The sequence below is a fragment of the Komagataeibacter sp. NFXK3 genome, assembly GCF_054182245.1.
In genome coordinates, this window is sequence record NZ_JAPIVJ010000009.1 from 13,486 (window position 1) to 27,818 (window position 14,333).

20 protein-coding genes are annotated in these 14,333 nt (G+C 65.8%); all 20 read right to left on the reverse strand.

The window, feature by feature from the left end:
• Positions 1-33: 33 nt before the first annotated feature.
• On the reverse strand, positions 34-177 hold the full coding sequence (locus tag OQZ28_RS10785; RefSeq protein ID WP_458136097.1) for a hypothetical protein: 144 nt from the start codon (positions 175-177) through the stop codon (positions 34-36).
• Positions 170-460, reverse strand: a complete 291-nt coding sequence (locus tag OQZ28_RS10790; protein ID WP_458136098.1) for a hypothetical protein — start codon at positions 458-460, stop codon at positions 170-172. Before OQZ28_RS10790 ends, OQZ28_RS10785 begins: the two co-directional genes overlap by 8 nt.
• On the reverse strand, positions 457-1,854 hold the full coding sequence (locus OQZ28_RS10795; protein ID WP_458136099.1) for a glycine-rich domain-containing protein: 1,398 nt from the start codon (positions 1,852-1,854) through the stop codon (positions 457-459). Before OQZ28_RS10795 ends, OQZ28_RS10790 begins: the two co-directional genes overlap by 4 nt.
• Positions 1,854-2,471 (reverse strand): hypothetical protein, encoded by a 618-nt coding sequence (locus tag OQZ28_RS10800; protein ID WP_458136215.1) that lies wholly within the window; start codon positions 2,469-2,471, stop codon positions 1,854-1,856. The genes OQZ28_RS10795 and OQZ28_RS10800 overlap by 1 nt, the downstream gene beginning before the upstream one ends.
• Before the next feature lies 1 nt (position 2,472).
• Positions 2,473-3,597, reverse strand: coding sequence for a baseplate J/gp47 family protein (locus tag OQZ28_RS10805; protein WP_458136100.1), 1,125 nt, complete (start codon positions 3,595-3,597; stop codon positions 2,473-2,475).
• A 40-nt stretch (positions 3,598-3,637) separates the two neighbouring features.
• Positions 3,638-4,000: a phage tail protein gene (locus OQZ28_RS10810; protein WP_458136101.1), complete on the reverse strand. Its 363-nt coding sequence runs from the start codon at positions 3,998-4,000 to the stop codon at positions 3,638-3,640.
• Complete coding sequence (locus OQZ28_RS10815) at positions 3,997-4,677, reverse strand: phage baseplate assembly protein V (RefSeq protein ID WP_458136102.1); 681 nt, start codon at positions 4,675-4,677, stop codon at positions 3,997-3,999. The genes OQZ28_RS10810 and OQZ28_RS10815 overlap by 4 nt, the downstream gene beginning before the upstream one ends.
• Positions 4,670-5,827: a hypothetical protein gene (locus OQZ28_RS10820; protein ID WP_458136103.1), complete on the reverse strand. Its 1,158-nt coding sequence runs from the start codon at positions 5,825-5,827 to the stop codon at positions 4,670-4,672. The genes OQZ28_RS10815 and OQZ28_RS10820 overlap by 8 nt, the downstream gene beginning before the upstream one ends.
• Positions 5,824-6,033 carry a hypothetical protein gene (locus tag OQZ28_RS10825; protein ID WP_458136104.1) on the reverse strand — a complete coding sequence of 70 codons (210 nt, stop codon included), beginning with the start codon at positions 6,031-6,033 and terminating at the stop codon, positions 5,824-5,826. Before OQZ28_RS10825 ends, OQZ28_RS10820 begins: the two co-directional genes overlap by 4 nt.
• Before the next feature lie 18 nt (positions 6,034-6,051).
• Complete coding sequence (locus tag OQZ28_RS10830; RefSeq protein ID WP_458136105.1) at positions 6,052-6,969, reverse strand: hypothetical protein; 918 nt, start codon at positions 6,967-6,969, stop codon at positions 6,052-6,054.
• A gap of 71 nt (positions 6,970-7,040) precedes the next feature.
• Positions 7,041-7,217 (reverse strand): hypothetical protein, encoded by a 177-nt coding sequence (locus tag OQZ28_RS10835; RefSeq protein WP_458136106.1) that lies wholly within the window; start codon positions 7,215-7,217, stop codon positions 7,041-7,043.
• A gap of 677 nt (positions 7,218-7,894) precedes the next feature.
• The gene (locus tag OQZ28_RS10840) at positions 7,895-8,065 is read right to left on the reverse strand and encodes a hypothetical protein (protein ID WP_458136107.1); all 171 of its coding nucleotides are present in this window, start codon (positions 8,063-8,065) and stop codon (positions 7,895-7,897) included.
• Positions 8,058-8,219 (reverse strand): hypothetical protein, encoded by a 162-nt coding sequence (locus OQZ28_RS10845; RefSeq protein ID WP_165399179.1) that lies wholly within the window; start codon positions 8,217-8,219, stop codon positions 8,058-8,060. Before OQZ28_RS10845 ends, OQZ28_RS10840 begins: the two co-directional genes overlap by 8 nt.
• An 11-nt stretch (positions 8,220-8,230) precedes the next feature.
• Positions 8,231-8,542: a hypothetical protein gene (locus OQZ28_RS10850; RefSeq protein WP_458136108.1), complete on the reverse strand. Its 312-nt coding sequence runs from the start codon at positions 8,540-8,542 to the stop codon at positions 8,231-8,233.
• Between the two features lie 22 nt (positions 8,543-8,564).
• Complete coding sequence (locus tag OQZ28_RS10855) at positions 8,565-8,996, reverse strand: hypothetical protein (RefSeq protein WP_130731976.1); 432 nt, start codon at positions 8,994-8,996, stop codon at positions 8,565-8,567.
• Between the two features lie 91 nt (positions 8,997-9,087).
• The gene (locus OQZ28_RS10860; protein ID WP_458136109.1) at positions 9,088-10,575 is read right to left on the reverse strand and encodes a phage tail protein; all 1,488 of its coding nucleotides are present in this window, start codon (positions 10,573-10,575) and stop codon (positions 9,088-9,090) included.
• Between the two features lie 99 nt (positions 10,576-10,674).
• Complete coding sequence (locus OQZ28_RS10865) at positions 10,675-11,547, reverse strand: hypothetical protein (RefSeq protein ID WP_458136110.1); 873 nt, start codon at positions 11,545-11,547, stop codon at positions 10,675-10,677.
• A gap of 38 nt (positions 11,548-11,585) precedes the next feature.
• Positions 11,586-12,236, reverse strand: a complete 651-nt coding sequence (locus OQZ28_RS10870) for a hypothetical protein (RefSeq protein WP_458136111.1) — start codon at positions 12,234-12,236, stop codon at positions 11,586-11,588.
• Positions 12,236-12,775 carry a hypothetical protein gene (locus OQZ28_RS10875; RefSeq protein WP_458136112.1) on the reverse strand — a complete coding sequence of 180 codons (540 nt, stop codon included), beginning with the start codon at positions 12,773-12,775 and terminating at the stop codon, positions 12,236-12,238. Before OQZ28_RS10875 ends, OQZ28_RS10870 begins: the two co-directional genes overlap by 1 nt.
• A gap of 88 nt (positions 12,776-12,863) precedes the next feature.
• Positions 12,864-14,216, reverse strand: coding sequence for a DUF4043 domain-containing protein (locus OQZ28_RS10880; RefSeq protein ID WP_130731966.1), 1,353 nt, complete (start codon positions 14,214-14,216; stop codon positions 12,864-12,866).
• Positions 14,217-14,333: the final 117 nt, after the last annotated feature.

Sequence of the window (14,333 nt, forward strand, 5' to 3'; positions counted from 1 at the left end):
GGCGGCATGGCAGGCGCGGGTTGTGCGGCCGGGTCAGATCGTGGTGGTGGCCGTGCTGGCCGTCATCACATCCGTCGGCTGGGCGGGCAGCGTGGTGCTGGTGGTGTCAATGCCGTTGGCTATGGCAGCGATGGCCAGCACGTAGGCCTTCATGTCAGCCGTGAAGGTTTCACCCATTGCGGCGGCGAGATTGGCCTGCTGGCTGATCCACGATTGCGCCGCTGTCGCCTGCTGGGCAAGGGCAAACCGTTGCCGCAACCTGGGCTGCAAACGACCACACTCCCGCCGATGATTTCGTGGCGGTCCAGTGATCGGCAGGCTGCGGGGTGACTGCCGTAACATCCACGCAGGCCGCGACAAAATCAGGCGCGTAGAGGGCAGCCAGATCGGCATCGGTCGTGATGACCTGGCCCACGGTCCCGCTGGCGTTGATCCATGCGTAGGTTTTCTGCGCCATCATGCATATTCCCTGATTATGACAATACCATCCACGCCCAGACCGCCCGGACCGCCCGTTGCGCTAACCCCTGCGGGCAATCCGGAGCCGCCCGCGCCGGGGCCATTGCCATTTTGGGCTATGACATTGGCTACGCCGTAGGCGCCCCCAGCCGAAATGGGACCGCCGCCCGTTCCGAACAGGCTGCTGCCGCCCTGTCCGCTCATGATGCCGCCGCCCAGATCGAACTGCATGTCCGCAGGGCCGCCACGCACGGAAAATATAATTCCCGTCCCGGTCGGCGCATCGCCGGGCGTGCCCAGCGCAAACTGGAAATAGGCATTCTCATTCGCCGCAACGCCGTATTTCCCACCGTATCCGCCCGGAGCCGTTGCCAGGCTACCGAATGAGGATGCTCCCCCATTACCGCCCGACTCATTCAGGGGCGAGACGGCGCCCGCTGCGCCAACAGTAATGTTGATGCCTGCCGCGATAGCGTCCTGTATGTCGTTCAGGGCATATGCTGCGCGGCAGAAGCTCCCCGCCCCCCCAGCGGTTGAGCATGAAACGTATGCGGAGCCGGTGCCGTATGTGTAGCCCCCGGATCCACCGCCACCCTGAATATCAACCTCGATACGGGTCGTGCCGGGCGTGGGCGTGTAGGGGTACGTGCCCGCAGTGTCGAACACCTGCGTGTTCAGCAGCCGCCCCGGTGTCAGCCCGGCAAGCTGGCCCAGGGCGACCGGGTTCTGCGCCGCCGCAGCATTGAGCACGGTCAGTGGGCCGGTCATGCCGTCGCCTGCCTTCGATATCTTCGAGGCCTGGAGTTCGGGAATGGTCTGGTAAAACGGCGCGCCCTCGGCTTGTGCAATCATGTCCGCCGTCATGGCCGTGGCTGCGGCTGGCACCGTAATGGTCCAGAGCGGACAGGCCCCATCCGGCACGGTGGCCGCGATGCCAAGCTGCGCCACGTCCTGCCGCACGGTGGGTGCTGCCTTGCCGCTGTTATCAGCCCCGGCATAGGTCACGGACGGGTCGGCAGCGTTGTAGAAGGGTAGCACGGTGGCATCGGCATCGACCGTGGCGGGTGTGACATAGACCGTGTATGTGGCCCCTGCTCCCGGCACGGCAAGCGTGACCGGATCACGGCTGATATACTGGCGCACCAGTACGCTCCCATTGGCGGCCAGCGTGCCATAGGCTGTGCCGTCCACAACGCCTGCAGCCAGCAGCGAGCCGGGCGCAATGGTCACGGCAAGCCCGGTACCCGGCGTGCAGACAAAGCCGCCAGCGGCCACGGTATTGTCGCCATAAGCCATGCCCGCAAGGTGGCCGAGGCTCACGAAGGCATTGCGCTGGGCGTTGAGCAGGTCGCTATCAAGCGGGATCTGCGCGGGGTAGACGATCTGTCTGTCCATCAGTCAAGGGTCTCCACGTCCTGCACCCATGCAATCGTGCCTGCGGGCATGACATTGGCGATGCGGGTCAGGGTCTGGGTTGCGGGCGGGTTGGTGTCGCCGGTCGGCAACTGGGCAAAAAGCTGGAACGGCACGCCGCGCGAGCCATAGCGCAGGGCGGCCACGCCATAGCCGTAGCCACCGCCGGTGGCCGGGCTGGAAAGCGTGCCCAGCCCCTTGCAGTCGGTCGCATTGCGCGGCTCGATCACGCGGCCTGCGGTGCCGACTTCATCGGCAATCACGTTCACCACGTCAGGCCGGGCGCCGAGCGAAGGGAACAGGGCCTCCTCGATACGGGCGCGGTAGGCGTCGTCGCTCTCGCCCGTGGCGCGGGTCAGCGTCGTGCCGAAGAAGTCGGCGGCGAACATGTCGAGGAGCGCGCCGGTCATGGTGGCCAGACGGGTCTGGTCATTGGTGCTGTCCAGCAGGCCCCATATCCATGCAAACACGCTGCCAAAGCCCTGCAGCAGGGCGTTGAGCACCGGGGCCTGCTCTGTCTCGCCCGTGCCGGGTGCGGCCGGGAACCAGCCGGTCGGCAGCAGCGCGCGCACGCGCAGCGCGAAGCCGTTCTGTGTCACATCAGCCAAAGCTCACCGTCCCTGCCCGATAGGCTGTGCCGGTGGTTGCGGGCAGGTCCACCGTGCTGCCTGCCAGCGTCACGTCCGTCACGTTGGTGACCGATGTGCTGGCGGCATAGGCGATCTGGATCAGGCGCGAGTAGCTGGCCGAGGCCCCGATGGCGAGGCTGTTGAGATAGGTTGCGATATTGGTGCTGATGGTGGCCTGCACGGTGGTGAGGTCGCCGGTATTGCTAACGGCTACTGTCATGGTCACGGGTGGCCTGACCACGTTGGGCCGCACGACCTGAATGGATACGGCGGCAGGCCGCACGTCATCCACGGCCGCATAGACCGCATCGATCACGCTGTCAGCCACATCGCCAGAGCCGTCATCAACAAACACCACCACGTTGCCGGGCAGCACCGCGCCGGACGTGTCCACGTTCTCGAGCACCTGGTAGATCAGGTCGGCGGACACATCGGTCACCGCGTTCTCAATGGCCGAGACCGTCGCCTTGGAGCGGCTGTTGATGTAGGATACGAACCGCGTGCGGAGCGCCGCATCCGTCTCGCCATCGCTGCCATTGGTCAGGGCTGCGGTGTTGGTGACCGTATCAATGCCCGATATGGCCGTGCCCAGCAGGCAGATGGCCCCCGCCGCGACATTGCCGGTGGCACCCGTCGAGGCGCACTGCACCGGCACCGTGATTGACGCCGTGCCCGCGGGGCGGACGTAGGCCCCGGCGCTGGTGGACCATGCCGGGTTTGTTTCGTCCTGCACCACCGTGAACACGAGGCTGGACGCCGTGCGCACCGTGACCCCCACCGCCACCGTGGCCGACTGGCTGGCAGGCGAGAATGAGGTCAGGGTGACCGTGCCAGTCGCCGCCGTGCCCGGCAGGCGGGTGAGGCCAAAATCCTGCACGAAGCTGTCTGCATCGGTGCCGATGGACGTGGCCAGCCGCGTGCGTGAGAGGATCTGGAGTGCAATGAACTGGAACCACAGCCCCAGCCCCGCCACGGCCTCGAGCATGGCGCGACCGGGAGAGCCGACATTGAGGTCAAGCAGCGACGGGCATGCGCCCTGTGCGGCTGCCACCATGTTGCCCAGCGTGGTCCTGAAAGACTGGAAGGTTAGGGCCAAGACGGACCTCCAATAAAAAAGGCGCCCCGCGGAGCGCCCGTCATGTGCTCAGTGTCAGTTCCTGCACCGTGCCGGTATCGGCGTCGGTGTAGGCAATGGCCAGCAGGTAGGCCCCTACCCTCGGGTTGCTGATCGTGACCGTGATCGGCTGGGTCTGGTCCACACCGCCTTCCGCCTGCATCTGCTCGAGCACCAGGGCGCGCACGCCCGCCTCATCCATCACGCTACCCACGCGCGCAGGCAGGCCAGCCCCGTAATCGGGTTGCCAGATATAGGCGCCTGCATTGGTGCATAGCCTGCGCAGGAGCGCCTGCCTTGTCTGGTCGGCACTGGTCACGACGGCCACGCTGCCGGTGCCCGACAGGTCGAGGTCGCCGCCCATGGTGTGGGAAAGCGCGCTCATTGTGGTGCCCCCGTTGACCCGCTGCCGGGCTGCACGCCGCCATGGGTATGGCTCTTGCCCGAGATGCCCGCCGCGAGCACGTCCGTCTTGCCGGTGACGGTGCCCTGCGCGGTCATGTCCTTGTCTGTGGTGATCGGGCCGCCGGTAACGGCAAGGCCGTTGGCGTCGAGCGTCATGCCTACGCTGCCCACCTTCCACGCCTTGCCGGTTGCGGTCAGTGTCTCGGTGGCCTGCCCTGCCCCGCTGTAGATCGTGTCCTTGGTAATGTGCCACCACGGCGCGTTCTGCGTGGCGTCGCCCTGCGCCGTCGCGCCATTGACGGGCGGTGTCGGGCAGCCTGCCACGATCAGCATCTCGCCGGGCTGGGCCGGTTTGCCCGTGGCGGGCGATGCGGGCGGCATGAGCACGGCGTCAAACACCGGGCAGGCCATGACCATGTGTTCGGCATCGCCCTCGACCGGCAGGGTCACGACATGCGTACCAATATCGGGTAGGCAGGCAATACGCAGGCTGCCTGCCTGTAGCGCGCCACAGGGCACCCAGCCACTCTCCACCCCGGCGGGCTGGAGCATGACCTTTACGGCGTGATTGACCGGGTCCACCGCGCTGACCAGCCCGAAGCCGGGCTGGGCCTGCGCGTGCGCCAGGCCTGCGGCGACCATGCGGGTATCAGTCATCGGTTTCATCTCCTGTCATGCTGCGGCTACGCAGCGTGACCTGCTGCGAAAAGCCGCCATTCCATGAAAAACGGCTGATCACGGCATCCACGTCCAGCGTACCGTCCCATGTCGTGCCGGTATCGCTCAGCTGCATGAAGTCACGCGGCTGGAGCGTGATACGCCCCGGCAGGGTGCCGGTAATGGTGCGGGCATGGGCCATGATCTGCCCATATTTGCATTGTGCCATCTGCCTGGCCGTATCCAGCCGCGCGCCTGGCAGGCTGAAGCTGTGCAACGTGCCAGCCTGTGCAGGTGGTGTGGTGGAGCCGCCAGCCGCTGACCAGTAGTAATCCACCTTTGTGCGCTGTCGGCTGTCCCATGCCATGACATGCACGATGATGCCCCGGCCGATCTGGTAATCGCGGCTGAAATTCAGGCCGTAAGCCCCCGCCATAATGGGTTGCTCCGGCCCGTTATCGGCATAATCGAGCTTATGGGTATTGGTCTGCGTGGGTGTTGGATAGGGCGCGCAGACAAGCGTGGTGCCCTGCGTGTACAGGTCACAGCCAGCCCCGGTGGCCAGCGTACTGGCCAGGTCAAATGCCGTCTGGAACCGGCTGTGGCTGGCAGCGCTGCCCCGTTTGTGCTCCACCTGCCAGAACTGGCCCGTCATGGCCTGTGGCATGCTGACCTGTGGCGTAAGCCCTGCTGCCCTGGCCATGGCCGCGACTACTTCCGCCCCGGTCATGTTCATCCAGCTGGCGCAGATGCGCATGTCCAGAAGCCTGGCCAGATAGTCGCGGCAGGCGATTGTAACCGCTGTCTGCGCCGGGCTGAGCGCAACATGATCAATGATACCTGTAAATACGGTCGTCCATTGCGCACCCTCATTGCCCGCGTCACGCATCTGCAGCGTTATGCCCAGTTCGCTCATGGCGCTGCCATCGGAAGGCGCTGGGAGGTCAAACCACAACCCGGTGCCGGGCATGGCGGCGCGGTCCAGCGCCAGTGTCATTTCAAGCGTGTCGGCCCGGCTGTAGCGGGTGCGGGTCAGGGTGAACTGTTCGATCCCGGTTTCCGCCCGTTCGGTGCCGTTGACCAGCAGCCGCGCGCGCGGCGCGCGCCAGGTGGCCTGCCCGGCAGTGGTGAGCGAAAGACTGCCGCTCATGCCGCAACCCCCGGCACGCCACTATTGAGCGCGGTATCAATGGCAGGCAGCACAAGTGTGACGGGCGTGGTGAAAGTAGACAGGTCGGGGTCGGTCATGCCGTTGAGCTGCGCGATCCGCCACCACGCGGTGGCATCATTCAGCCGCCGGGCCGCAACATGGTACAGCGTGCCATCCGCCGCCGTAACTTTTATGGTGAGCGCCATGGGTCTGTTACCTCCTGCTCAGTTATTGGCAATCGGGCCATCCTGCACGCCGCCTGTGGCCAGCAGCGTGTTGGCATAGGCGCGGTTGACCAGACCCGCGCTGTTGACGGTGGCGCTGTGCAACTGTGCGTTCTGGGTCAGGGTCGAGAGGCTGACGGCATTATCGGGCGCAATCCCTTCCATATTGGCCCCGGTCTGGCCAATGGCACCGGTCAGCCCCGTGCCGGATGCAGCAAGCCCGGACACCACGCTGGCAGCGCTATCGGGTACCGAGGCCAGGTTGACCCCTGCGCCAGACAGGCCGCCCACCATGCCCAGATTGTCCTCCACCCCGGACAGGACGCCACCGGCCCCCGCCATGTCGGCAATGGGTGTAACCTGCCCGATGATGGTGCCAAGCTGGCCGGTCACGTTACCAGCAATGGTCGAGACCTCTGCCAGCGCATCCGTAAGGCCGGACAGGGCGGAACCCGTATCAGCCCCCACCAGAGCCGAAAGGCCGGACACCACATTCGTGGAAGCCGCAAGCTGGGGCGGCTGTTCAAGCACCAGCCGATAGGGAATGACCACGCCTTTCTGCGCGTAATCATAGGAATATTGTACGATGCGGACCATAAGCGACAGCCCTGCCCCGCTGAACGGCACCGGCACGCCCGCAATCCGCATCTGCTTAAGCACGCGCGCGCGTTCAATGGCGGTGGGGCCGACAAACGTGCCGGTCAATTCCAGGCGGTCGGGGTCGTTGCCTACGGCATCGATCACCCTGCCACCACCGGGCAGGCGGTGCACGGCCACCTGCTGGGTGCCCCCATCACGGATGAGCCGGGGCACCTCCATGCCCGTCAGGGTCAGGCTGCCGATCGTGACAGGGGCCGAAGCCCATAGCCGCCCGATCGCACCAATGGCGGTCTCGGTGTTCATAAGGGTCAGGGTCATGTCTTTTTCCACTCAGGACGGACACCGGGCGCACGGAAAGGCATGCGGCGCGGAGCGTTTGCGTTCCGTGTTCAGATACCCACGGAGCGACCGGGTAGCTGCACATGCTGCATGCCATCGGGCGCGGTGCCAGTGGCGCGATGTTCAAGAAGGGCGCGGCCGGTTTCCATGCGGGCGACAGCCTGCCCCACATTATGCTGGTCCAGTGTCACGGGAATGGTGACCTGTATGATGGGCGCGGCAGACATGGCCTGATCCGTCCTGCCGGACGTGGGGGAACGGAGCATGGGCGCAGGACTGATGAAAGGCGGCCGCGCCTGCCTGCGGGGTTGCGCAGGTGGCGGGAGGACATTCCTCGGGCCAGGCATGCTGGCAGGCAGGACCCCGCGCCGCGCCCCATGACTGTTGTTTGGCCTGTCGTTCAACAAGCGCGGCCTGTGTGGTGTGGCCTGCCAGCCCGCCATGGGAGGGATGGACACGATGTGGCCCCGCCCCGCAACAGCCATGGGGGCAGGCCCGGGCCGGGACGGTGCAGGCACAGGCATGGCGCGGCTTATGGGGCTGCCCCGCTGCGTAGCCCCGGTGGGGGCAGCAGCCGGTATCCGGCGGGCGTTGGATGCCAAGGGCATTGGCAGGTGCGCCAGGGGTGCAATCATGCGTGCGCCATAGGGCATGGGCGCAAGCCCTTTTCCATCCCGCCCGTTCCTGTCCGGGGTGGGCGCAGGGTTGTTCACGGCTGCTGGCCCTGCCCCGCGCCGGTATTCGTCACCATTGCCGGGCCAGCCCCTGGCACGGCGGCTGGCGGGTTGATGTGACGGTATTGCCTGTGCGTCACGCGCCCTGCCCGGCTCGGTTGGCAAATGCTGGGCGATGGTCTTATGGCTGCGTTCAGGCAGGCGAAAGCGGGCAGCCATGACAGGCCCTGTCATGGCCTGCCCCATGCGCCCCATCGCCGCAGCCAGCTTTGCGATGGCACCTGCCAAGTGCCCGCCCCGCCCCGCCCCGGCAGGCGTGCCACCGCAGCAGACAGGCCACCGGGCCGCGCGGCCTGAAGCCGCATGACCAGGCGTGTCGTGGCCTGACAGGATTCAGCCATCAGGATACTCCCATTGTTGCGTGCCCCAGTCATAGCGACCACCGGCAAGCTCCCCGAAGGCGACAAGAAAAGCCATGCGCCGCACGCGCGGCATGGACATGGCCACATCCCACGGCACCCCGTGCCCGACCAGCGCCGCCACTTCGATCAGCACGGGGTGCCGGCTCAGTTTTTTGCGGCTTGTGCCTCTGCATCAGGCGTGGCCTGCGCATCGGGGCCAAACAGGGCCATGCTGAGCGCCTCGATGCCGTCATTGCCGATCTGGTTGGCAAGCTGTTCAAGCTGCACGCGCGTTTGCGGGCGGATGACGGGCACGCCGTCGATCGCCTCGACCGAACTGACCATGAGCGCGTATTCCAGCCACGCGGTCGAGGGCGCATCCGGCCCGAACTCAAGCAGGGCGAGCACATCGCCCGGCCCGCGCTCGCGGTAGCTCAGGGCGCGGCCATCAGGGGTCTTTACGGTTTTTTCCGTCATGTCGGCGTTTTCCGGCTGGGGGTCAGGAAATGCGGTTACGGGCGCGGGCCGTAAACGTGATGGTCTGCGTGACCAGCGTTTCGGACTGGTAGCGCCCCGCATCCGACAGCTTGAGGGACGCGCCGATGAACTCGTATGTGCTTAGCGAACCGTCGCATTCGGTCACATACTGGTAGATGCTGCCCAGAATGACCGTGCCGGCCGACCAGAACCCGCTCTCGATCGCGGCAAACAGGTCATCGGCCCCCGAACTGTCGCGCTGGAAGGAAAACTGGCCGCCCCAGCCACCTGGCACGTCATAGAACAGGGGCATGTCGTTCAGCGGGTTTGATTCCAGCTGATGGGTGCGCTGGGCCGCATTGAAGCCGGTGACCGTGGGCAGGTCGATGCGGCTGCCATTATAGACCAGCACCACGCGGCAGTCGCGGCCGATATTGAAAGGTTTGAGAGACATTCATGGCTCCATGAAAAAAGCCACCCGAAAGGTGGCTCGTGAAGTATTGCGCAGCGATGATGGCGGTTTCGAAAAAATAACAGTTTCCGGGTCAGACGGCCGCAGTCGCGGTGCTGACCGTAACACTTGCCCCACCCTGCAGGTTGACCACGAAAAAGCGGTTGATCCTCTGATAGCGCACCTGCACGTCAGCGCGCACATAACCCAGCGCCGTGCGCGACTGGGGGTTATTGCTCGTATCGCACAGCACGGCGTAATCCGTGCTTGCGCCCAGTATGCCGCTGCCCACCATGTTCGACAGCGTGCCCAGCAGCACGGCACGGATGTCGCCATACAGCGTGGCGCAGATGACAGCCCCCACGAATGCGCCCATGCCCGTGTTGAGCGTTTCGGCAATGTAGTTGGTCAGGCGCGTATAGGTGTCATCATCCGTCACGTCATCGGACGCGGTATTGATGCCGCCGCGCACCGCCCAGTAGCTGTCGCCGGGCGCAGGGTTGCAGATCACGTCGATGCCCGCGGCAAACAGGGCCGACAGTTCGGCGCCGGAATAGGTCGCGGCCTGCCCGCTGCTGGCCAGCCCTGCTTTCTGGCTGCCGATCACGCCATACAGTTCCTTGTTCAGGCTCGACTGCTCGGGCGAGAGGCCGCCAAGGATGCCCGCGGCAAAGGCCTGCGGGGGCACCAGCATGTCGCCATTGGTGTCATCATCCCACCACAGCCAGTCACCAAACATCAGCTTGACGGCGTAGCTGTCCAGCCCTGCGGCGTTTTTCATGGCCACCGCATTGGCAATCGTGTCGCCTGCCGGGCCGCAGGCAATCATGTACATCCCTTCCCCCAGGCCAAAAGCGGCCTGCGTGGTCCATGACGTATTATCCACCACGCCATGCAGCAGCCCGACCGCACAGCCCTGCCCGCGCAGGGCATACATGCCGGTGCGGCTCGTGCCATCCGTGCCCAGGAACTGCGCAGTGGTGGGCATGCCACCATCGCTGCCACCCGCAAGCGTTGCCGAACCGGCTTCGGGCGCGGGCGCCGTCGTCGGCACGGTTACGCGCACAAGTGCCGCGCCATCGGCTGCGACGGCGGCGGCAAGGACCGGCCATGTCGCGCCGCGATAGGTGCGGCTGCCCAGCACTGCATGACTGACCGTAAGCGCGTAATTCGTGGTAATGATGGGATCCTGCGCCAGTGTCGCCACAAGGGCGTTGCCCGCGCTGCCCGTATGGATGGCACTCAGGCTTACCCCCGCTAGCGTGCCCGTGGCCGCGACATCGGTGCCATCGCTCACCCGCACGCAGCGGAAATCGGATGCACCCTGCATGATGGCGATGTTCACCGCCGTGCCGATATCGTTTGCCTGCGCCTGCTTGGGGCCAAATGCGCCCAGGCAGTTCCCCATGCTGCCGATGATGACTGGTGCCCCCACCGGCCCCCACGCCGCCGTGCCCACCAGGCCGATCCGCCCGGTTGCCACGCCGTTGAGTGCCAGGGTCTGCGGTTTGAGGATCTGCACATACAGATCCGGCACGTTCAGGCTGTTGGTGTTGAGCTGCCCGGACTGATAGAGGGTCATTTTATGCGTCTTCCCTGTTGCGCGGCATGCCGCGTGAAGAAACGGTTCAAGAATGGGGCGGGGTTATCGGGCCGTGCGCTATGCGCCCACGCGGGCGGTTCAGGAAACCGCCGGTGCGCCCAGCAGCACATCGCCTGCAATCAGGCCACTTTCTGCCCCGATGCCACCGGCCAGCATGAGCGGCACTGAGCGGGTCAGGTCGGTATCGAATGTCACGAGATACCGGGCGGGGCGGGCAAAGATGCCCCGGTTCATGGCGGTATCATCATTGCTGGCCACCCGTGCCTCGATGCGGAAGGTGGAGCCATCCGCATCTACCAGCCAGTCGGTCAGGGCCAGCGCATCGGCCATGGCCTGCCCCAGCGCATCCCGCGCGGCCGGACTGGCCGACCATACCGTGAGCACGAACATCTGCTGCTGCCTGCGCGCCACGCATCGCGCGGTGGCCGTGCCCGCATTGATGGCCTGTGCCGTGACACTGGCGGGCAGCGTGATTGCCCCCTCCTGCGCCATGGCGCCCGGCACCATTGCGGCAAGGCTCGCCGCGATACTGGCCGCCGTGTCATCCGGTTGCGCGCTGTACAGGCAACACGCGCCGCCTGTAATGCCCGCAAGCCCCTGTAGCCGTAGCCCGACAACGCCACCGGGCACCGTGCCGGGCACAAGGCTGAGTGTGACCGTGCCATTTGCAATGCCTATGCTGACGGTGGCGGCCTGCGTGCCATCCATCCGCCAGGGGCGGCCGAGCGGTTCATCAAGGCGGGTCCAGCTTTCTGGCGTGTCGGCAATGCTGATGAAGTCGCAGCCTGCCTGCAAGGTATGCAGGGCATTGCCCAGATCCGCCTGTGTCAGGCCACCGCGGCGGATGATGACAGGGCGGCCCGTGCAACTGCTGGCGCTGCTCCCGTCAGGGCAGAGCGCAACAGCAAGGGCCTCCGCAATGGCGGTGGAAATGGTGGCGATATCGGCCATGTCATGGCGCTTCCTGTTATGGCTTGTAAAAAGGAACCTCAGACCTGCTGCTGGGCCATCTGGCAGCGCACGCCCCACGGGCTGCTGCGCGCGGCCCCGATGGTGTAGCGCGGGCCATTCCTGTCCTGGGCCCACATGGCTGGTTGAAGGCTCACGCCCGCAATAACGGGCAGGAACATCTCGAACCCGCCCGCGCGGATGGCACCGGGCTGGGCAGCTCCCGGCACGCCTGCCCCGCTGCCCGGCCGGATCATGGCAGGCCAGCCGGTGGCAAGCGTGACCTGTGTGGCTGCATCGCCCGATGTGGCATAGCCGCCCGGATCAGCCGCATCCGTTTGCACGGCCAGGGTGGCGGTCAGCGTGACCACCGCATTGCACAGCACGCATAAAGGCGGCCGGAAAGGTTCAACGCGGGCGATGAAGTAGGTCTCAGCCCCGCAGGCCAGGATATCACCCGCCCGCAGGTCGGGCATGTCCGTCAGGGCATAGACAAAAGGCACATCCCACAAGGCGGGCCCGGCAAAGCCGAAGGCCCGGTCATTGCTGAAAGCAGCGCGGCCCTGGCCATAAGGGCTGGCACAGGGCGCAAGCGCGCTGGCGGGCCGATACTGCACGGTTGCAGCACCTATACGGGCCGCCGCGCGCGCGAAGCCGCGCGCGGTCAGGCGGCACAGGGCGTTGAGGTCCATCAGATGATGATCTCCCCCACGGCGCGCAGTCCCGGCCCCGGCGGCACGCCCATGAAGTTGCACAGCTGCACGCGCCAGCGCGTGTACAGCGTAAAGCGGTCGGTCACTTCCGTGCGGTTGCGTGTCCAGACCGCCGCGCGGTCTGTATCAAGGTTGCCGGCCGCCGCCATCACCGCGCTTTCCAGCATCTGGCACTGCACCACAAAGGCGCGGGCCTGGGCGCATTCGGCGGGAGAGAGATGACCCAGCCGCCATTCATTGAAGCCATAAACCCGAAAGAACCGCCACGACTGCATGCCGCTATCGGCACTGCCCATGGCGGGATAGCCCATGTAGCGCCGCGCCTGTGCCAGTTCGGTGTCGGTCAGGGGGGTATCGGGCATGGTGGCTGCGGTGATGATGGCGGCTGCCGGAGGCTGTTCCGCGCAGGCAACGGCATTCTGGCTGCTGGTGGCGGTACCAGCCGCCGCCGTATCTGCCCCGGTTGCGTCTGTATCGGGCGTTGTCGTGGTATCCGTGGTACTAACTGTTCCCGTCATGTCTGTCATGCCTGCCTTTCGTGCATGGTGTGGCTGGCGGTTATGGCCCGCGCGGCTGCACGTATATTGCGCCGCGCGGGCCAAAGGGTCAGGCGCCCGCGCCGAGGCTCTCGATCACCACGCCGCGCTTGAGGTAGCTATTGGTGGCGGTGGGAATGACCGAGGTATCGGCGGTTAGGTCGGTGGGCAGCGCGAAACCGCCAATCCACGACCACGACTGCGCGATGATCTGCGCCAGGCGGTCGAGTGCGGGGCGGGTGATCATGCACACGCCCTCCACATCCGTCAGTTCCCCGCCATCGAGCAGCGGCGCGTAATGGGTGCCGATATTGGCGTAATCCCCCTCGATCAGCGCGCCCTGCCCGCAGATGATGGCGCGATGGATGGCGCCCGCGCCCAGCGATGCCTGCTGCGGGGCCTCGGTGGTGGGGATGAAGCGCACGCCGAGCAGATCAAAGATCTGGCCGCTCTGGTAGGTGTCGGAGCCATACTGCCCGCGATAGAGCAGCTTGAAGTCCTCATCGCGGAACAGGCCCAGAAGCTGCGCATTGTCCAGATAGCAGTGATACACCCCGCCATCAGGCGTGGGCACGTTGTTGTCGCGCAGGGTGGCAAGTGCGCCCAGAATGGACTGGACCGTCAGCAGGTCACCTGCCGCAAGGGCCGCCGTGGTGGCCCGCGCATTGGGGCGCAGCACCAGCGGCGCGGTTGCCGCCATGACCGGATTGCCCGCCGTGCCATCGGCCACCTTGACCGGTGCCGAGAGCGTCAGCGTGCCCGAGACGCCATCCGGCGCGGTGGAGGTATTGGCGGCATCCGCGGTCGTCCCCACCAGCGTGTAGGACCCCGCCCCGATGGTGACAGTCATGCCGGCGGATGCCCCCACCGAAACCACCTGTCCTTCATCCGAGAGGATATTCTGGAACCCGCGGATGTCATCCACCGCAACCGTGCTGCCAGCAGCCCCCAGCGTTACGCTCACGCGCGTATTGCCGCCAAGGTAGCCGCCAACGCCGTTCTGCGCCCCGCCAAAGAGCGTGTTGCGCGCCAGGCGGTCAAGCGTCTGGCGGGCGTTGATGCCAAGGCGCGAGGCATTGGCGAGGAACTGGTTGGCAATGCCCACGCCTTCGGTCACCTGGTTGAGGTCCATGGTGTTGCCATACTGGTTGATGGTGAGCGTGTACTGCTCGACCGACCATTCGGCGGGCGTCATGCCATTGTCAAAGCTGGTATTGGCGGCAGGGTTGAGCGGCGTGGTGGCGGGTGGCAACAGGCCCGCGCGGGTATCGGTAATGGTCTGGCCGATGCGGGCGGGAAACTCCATCTGGTCGGCAATGGAACGGAAACCCAGGCGCGACTGCAGCGCATCCTGGAATGCACGCGACAGGAACCCCTGCTGGATGACGGGCTGGAGGGCAGCGGGGAAATTGGCGATGGCCATGAATTTCATTTCCTTGAAAAAACGAAAAAAGCCGCCATGCGCAATGCAGTGGCGGCGGGTAACGGGCTATGGCAGCGAGGTGCCATCTATGGCAGGGGTGGGTGGTCAAGGGGGCGC

What these genes read in the sequence shown, in the direction of transcription:
- OQZ28_RS10850 (WP_458136108.1), bottom strand. Translation starts at nt 8,542, where the DNA reads ATGACGGAAAAAACCGTAAAGACCCCTGATGGCCGCGCCCTGAGCTAC.
- OQZ28_RS10795 (WP_458136099.1), bottom strand. Translation starts at nt 1,854, where the DNA reads ATGGACAGACAGATCGTCTACCCCGCGCAGATCCCGCTTGATAGCGAC.
- OQZ28_RS10820 (WP_458136103.1), bottom strand. Translation starts at nt 5,827, where the DNA reads ATGAGCGGCAGTCTTTCGCTCACCACTGCCGGGCAGGCCACCTGGCGC.
- OQZ28_RS10840 (WP_458136107.1), bottom strand. Translation starts at nt 8,065, where the DNA reads ATGGCTGAATCCTGTCAGGCCACGACACGCCTGGTCATGCGGCTTCAG.
- OQZ28_RS10830 (WP_458136105.1), bottom strand. Translation starts at nt 6,969, where the DNA reads ATGACCCTGACCCTTATGAACACCGAGACCGCCATTGGTGCGATCGGG.
- OQZ28_RS10810 (WP_458136101.1), bottom strand. Translation starts at nt 4,000, where the DNA reads ATGAGCGCGCTTTCCCACACCATGGGCGGCGACCTCGACCTGTCGGGC.
- OQZ28_RS10835 (WP_458136106.1), bottom strand. Translation starts at nt 7,217, where the DNA reads ATGTCTGCCGCGCCCATCATACAGGTCACCATTCCCGTGACACTGGAC.
- OQZ28_RS10865 (WP_458136110.1), bottom strand. Translation starts at nt 11,547, where the DNA reads ATGGCCGATATCGCCACCATTTCCACCGCCATTGCGGAGGCCCTTGCT.
- OQZ28_RS10870 (WP_458136111.1), bottom strand. Translation starts at nt 12,236, where the DNA reads ATGGACCTCAACGCCCTGTGCCGCCTGACCGCGCGCGGCTTCGCGCGC.
- OQZ28_RS10880 (WP_130731966.1), bottom strand. Translation starts at nt 14,216, where the DNA reads ATGGCCATCGCCAATTTCCCCGCTGCCCTCCAGCCCGTCATCCAGCAG.
- OQZ28_RS10855 (WP_130731976.1), bottom strand. Translation starts at nt 8,996, where the DNA reads ATGTCTCTCAAACCTTTCAATATCGGCCGCGACTGCCGCGTGGTGCTG.
- OQZ28_RS10860 (WP_458136109.1), bottom strand. Translation starts at nt 10,575, where the DNA reads ATGACCCTCTATCAGTCCGGGCAGCTCAACACCAACAGCCTGAACGTG.
- OQZ28_RS10875 (WP_458136112.1), bottom strand. Translation starts at nt 12,775, where the DNA reads ATGACGGGAACAGTTAGTACCACGGATACCACGACAACGCCCGATACA.
- OQZ28_RS10815 (WP_458136102.1), bottom strand. Translation starts at nt 4,677, where the DNA reads ATGACTGATACCCGCATGGTCGCCGCAGGCCTGGCGCACGCGCAGGCC.
- OQZ28_RS10825 (WP_458136104.1), bottom strand. Translation starts at nt 6,033, where the DNA reads ATGGCGCTCACCATAAAAGTTACGGCGGCGGATGGCACGCTGTACCAT.
- OQZ28_RS10790 (WP_458136098.1), bottom strand. Translation starts at nt 460, where the DNA reads ATGATGGCGCAGAAAACCTACGCATGGATCAACGCCAGCGGGACCGTG.
- OQZ28_RS10785 (WP_458136097.1), bottom strand. Translation starts at nt 177, where the DNA reads ATGGGTGAAACCTTCACGGCTGACATGAAGGCCTACGTGCTGGCCATC.